General features: G+C 44.1%; 5 protein-coding genes. 3 read left to right on the forward strand and 2 right to left on the reverse strand.

Features of this window, described 5'->3' with window-relative positions; all coding sequences use genetic code 11:
• Positions 1 to 1,167 (forward strand): L-aspartate oxidase (gene nadB, locus AB4653_RS01780; protein WP_372103179.1); only part of this gene is annotated, 1,167 nt, incomplete at its 5' end.
• Positions 1,168 to 1,232: 65 nt separating this feature from the next.
• Here the strand turns inward: nadB and AB4653_RS01785 are convergent.
• A complete protein-coding gene (locus AB4653_RS01785; RefSeq protein WP_332251964.1) occupies positions 1,233 to 1,673 on the reverse strand; it encodes a protein YgfX in 441 nt (146 codons plus the stop codon).
• Entirely contained in the window at positions 1,621 to 1,881 is a 261-nt protein-coding gene (locus tag AB4653_RS01790; protein ID WP_004735374.1) for a succinate dehydrogenase assembly factor 2, read from the reverse strand. Before AB4653_RS01790 ends, AB4653_RS01785 begins: the two co-directional genes overlap by 53 nt.
• 167 nt (positions 1,882 to 2,048) lie before the next feature.
• Between AB4653_RS01790 and ygfZ the strand changes: the two genes are divergently transcribed.
• Positions 2,049 to 3,020, forward strand: a complete 972-nt coding sequence (ygfZ, locus tag AB4653_RS01795; protein WP_009847658.1) for a tRNA-modifying protein YgfZ — start codon at positions 2,049 to 2,051, stop codon at positions 3,018 to 3,020.
• A gap of 4 nt (positions 3,021 to 3,024) precedes the next feature.
• Complete coding sequence (locus AB4653_RS01800; protein WP_009847659.1) at positions 3,025 to 3,486, forward strand: aminoacyl-tRNA deacylase; 462 nt, start codon at positions 3,025 to 3,027, stop codon at positions 3,484 to 3,486.
• Positions 3,487 to 4,075 lie beyond the last annotated feature (589 nt).

A 4,075-nucleotide genomic window follows, 5' to 3' on the forward strand; every position in this document is an offset into this window, starting at 1 on the left:
CAGCACCCAAATATCGAGATCTTCGAGCGTCACAATGCGCTGGATTTAATCACCGAAGATAAGATAGGTGGTTCGAAAGACAAGGTTATCGGTGCCTACATTTGGAACCGTAACCAAGAGCACGTTGAAACCGTGCGCGCTAAATTTGTTGTATTAGCAACAGGCGGCGCTTCAAAGGTTTACCAATACACCTCTAACCCAGATGTCTCTTCAGGTGATGGTATTGCTATCGCTTGGCGTGCGGGTTGTCGTGTGGCAAACCTTGAGTTCAATCAGTTCCACCCGACTTGCTTATTCCACCCAGAAGCGCGTAACTTCCTACTAACGGAAGCATTGCGTGGTGAAGGTGCCTACCTGCGTCGTCCAGACGGTTCTCGCTTTATGAAGGACTTCGATGAGCGCGGTGAACTGGCTCCGCGTGATGTGGTTGCTCGTGCGATTGACTTTGAAATGAAGCGCTTAGGTGCTGACTGCATGTATGTTGATATCAGCCACAAGCCTGAAGAATTCATCACGACGCATTTCCCAATGATCCATACTCGCTTGATGGATTTGGGGATTGATATGACCAAAGAACCGATTCCAATCGTACCGGCTGCTCACTACACTTGTGGTGGTGTGATGGTGAATAAGCAAGGTCAAACTGACCTCACTAACCTATATGCGATTGGCGAAGTGAGTTATACCGGCTTGCACGGTGCAAACCGTATGGCTTCAAACTCACTGCTTGAGTGTGTGGTATACGCGTGGGCAGCCGCAAAAGATATCGTTGAAAACATCGATCAATCTCAACTGTGCGCTGAACTTCCGGCATGGGATGAAAGCCAAGTCACCAACAGTGATGAAGAAGTGATCATTCAACACAACTGGCACGAGCTAAGACTGTTCATGTGGGATTACATGGGTATTGTTCGAACGGACAAACGCCTTGAACGTGCAATGCGCCGCATTCAGATGTTGCAGCAGGAAACTCATGAGTACTACAGCTACTTTAAGGTTTCAAATAACCTATTAGAACTGCGTAACTTACTACAAGTCGCTGAGTTGATGGTTCGCTGTGCAATGCAACGTAAAGAGAGCCGCGGCCTACACTACACGCTGGATTACCCAGAACTTGCTGAAGACAGCGGCCCAACCATTCTGACACCAGAGAAAAGCCAGTCTTAATTTTTGGTCATGGAAAAAGACGACAGGGAGCCTAGAGCTCCCTTTCTTTTATCTTTGGTTCTTGTTTATCCAATGCTTTCGTTTATCAAACGGACTCGTTGTAAATGTGCCAAGAAGTGTCGATATTCACGTTCATTGCAACTATCTCGCCACAACAAGACTGAATATCCGCACTCAAACTGCAATTTAACGAAGAACTGCGCCCAGATCTTATCAACGGACTTAAGTGTGTAGGCTTGCTCATTGAGTCGGAACTCGCCATCTTCTTTATAGTCAAAGCACCCATGTGCTGTATTCAAGATTACATGATTGGCTTTAAACAAACTGAACACTAAAGCTAAACAATAGAGGGCAACAGCGAGTGGAATAGAAGAGAAAACGATGAAAAACAAAAGGCACCCAAAAACAGTGCCTTTTGCAAATAATGCGGAATACGAAGGGTTAAGCTGAAGCTTAACGAACCTTGCTGAGGTTATGCGCGACAATTTTATCAACCATTGAAGCATGGCCTAGGTTTTCACTGCGTCCGTGTCCCATTACCCAAGTAAACAGGTCTGGGTCATCACACTCTAATAGAGAAACAAACTCACGCTGCTCCTGCTCTTGCAATGAATCAAAACACTCTTCGAAAAATGGCATGATAACTACGTCAAGTTCCAACATGCCACGACGGCAACCCCATTTAATTCGTGCTTTCTGCTCTGCAGTGTACATTGGCTATCCTCACCTATAATTTTTCTTTCTCGGAGTGTAACAAGTCATACGCTCTGCAACTACTATGTGAGTCACAGTCCCTATCTAAGCTCACAAAAAAACCTAAGCTGACAAAGAAACAGAACCGGATTAACATAGAGCCAAATAAAATTCTTAGGAAAGATAAAATGGATTGGAAAAACACATTTCAGCCGCTCGCTCATACGCAAAATGAATCGCTTCCAGAACTGATGATGACACACGTGTCAGATTGGAGCGCAATTACCATGATAGGCGATGACAAAAAGTCGTACCTACAAGGTCAAGTAACGTGCGATGTCGTCACTCTTCCTAATGATGAATCCACGTTAGGCGCGCATTGTGATGCGAAAGGAAAGGTTTGGAGTATCTTTCGTTTGTTCCACCACAATGGTGGCTACGCTCTTATGCAGCCTAAGTCTGCAATTGAAATCGAATTAGTTGAAATTAAAAAATACGCCGTATTCTCTAAGGTTGATATCGAGCAAACGTCTGACGTTGTTATCGGTGTGATGGGCGCGTCAGCTGATCAATACATTGACTCAATTTCAGAAAGCCAAGGTAAAGTGCGTGTAATCTCTGGTGGCACCGCTGTTCAAGTCTCTGACAACCGTTGGGCTCTACTTGTTACGCAAGAAGCAGCAGAAGCCTTGGTATCAAGCAGCACTGCAGAAAAAGTATCAGAAGCGCTTTGGCAGTATCATGAAATTCTTGATGCTCAGCCGAACCTATCGAAAGCAGAGCAAAACGAACACATCCCTCAAGCACTCAACCTGCAAGCGATTGGCGGTATCAGCTTTTCAAAAGGCTGTTACACAGGTCAAGAAACAGTTGCTCGTGCTAAATACCGTGGCATGAACAAGCGTGAAATGCGCATTGTTTCAGGAACGAGTTCAGATATATTGTCTCTAGAGAATACGATTGAACTAGAGCGCAGCGTAGGTGAGAACTGGCGCGGTGCAGGCCGACTATTAAACGTCTATCAATTTGCTGATAATCAGGCGATTGGTTTGATGGTGTTGCCAAACAACCTTGATGACGATGTTCAGCTTCGATTGACTGCGCAACCTGAGCAAATATGGAACATTCTGCCACTGCCTTACAGCCTTGACGAAGAGTAGCCACGTGGAAACACTGATTACACAATGGTTAGATCAACAGCAGGTGGACTATCGCCTGTTGGTGCAAAGCAAGCCAACCACCAGCATCGAAGAGACAGCGCAAGAACGAGGTATTAATGCCTCTCAAATGGTCAAGTGCATCCTGCTTAAGGATATGGGAAACCAGTATGCGTTGGCCTGTACTCCTGGCGATCGCTCTATCGATCCAAAGAAAGTACGCTCGGTACTGAATTGCCGTCGAATGACCTGCGTATCACTCGCTGATGTTGAAGCCATCACCGGCTTTAAAGCTGGATGTGTTGGGCCTATTGCTCTAAAGAGATACATGCCGATCATTTTTGATCCTTCCATTCAGAGCAACTCGACCGTTACCATTAGCTCGGGTGATCGAATGGCTGGCGTTGCGTTGGATCCCAATGATCTCATAGCACTATGTGCACCGATCGTCGCTGACATCAGTCGATGAACGTTTCGAACAGATCATGCTTCGCAAACTTCATTTTAATATTTCATTGAGTACATTTTTAGTGTGAACTTCGTCATAAGAAAAACACACCCACCTTAAATAGTTACTCAAAATAAAAGCATAAGTAGTCACAAGGTTGAATTTGCGTTATTGTTATTTTACTGACTAGCCTTTAAGCAAATCAGTACAAGTGAATCCACTGAGTAACATCAGTATCCACTTTTGTGTAATGCATCTGTGACTATTCGCCCGTTTTAGACGGGCTTTTTTTTGTTCAAAATTTACAATTTGATTACACAAACAAAAAAATTCCGCCTATTCTTATACTTGTAACATTAGCACTGCTTAATACCGGACAGGAAAGTTCGTAGCAGTTCACTACTCAGTACTATTTTGGGGAGGAGCTCACGTAAAAATAGATATTTACTGAAGAAAGTGCTTAGAACAGCACAAATATCTAATTAACGTCAACTCTACTGCATATTACTCCATGCTTATCACAATAATTATCTCGGAGTTTTTCTATAATATGCAGGCTAGGTAAATATAAGGATAATTAAAAATGAGACTGTTTAAGCGCTATACACCG

Source organism: Vibrio sp. 10N.222.48.A3 (assembly GCF_041475345.1).
Taxonomy (GTDB): domain Bacteria; phylum Pseudomonadota; class Gammaproteobacteria; order Enterobacterales; family Vibrionaceae; genus Vibrio; species Vibrio tasmaniensis_A.

What these genes read in the sequence shown, in the direction of transcription:
- AB4653_RS01785 (WP_332251964.1), bottom strand. Translation starts at nt 1,673, where the DNA reads ATGCTTCAATGGTTGATAAAATTGTCGCGCATAACCTCAGCAAGGTTC.
- AB4653_RS01790 (WP_004735374.1), bottom strand. Translation starts at nt 1,881, where the DNA reads ATGTACACTGCAGAGCAGAAAGCACGAATTAAATGGGGTTGCCGTCGT.
- ygfZ (WP_009847658.1), top strand. Translation starts at nt 2,049, where the DNA reads ATGGATTGGAAAAACACATTTCAGCCGCTCGCTCATACGCAAAATGAA.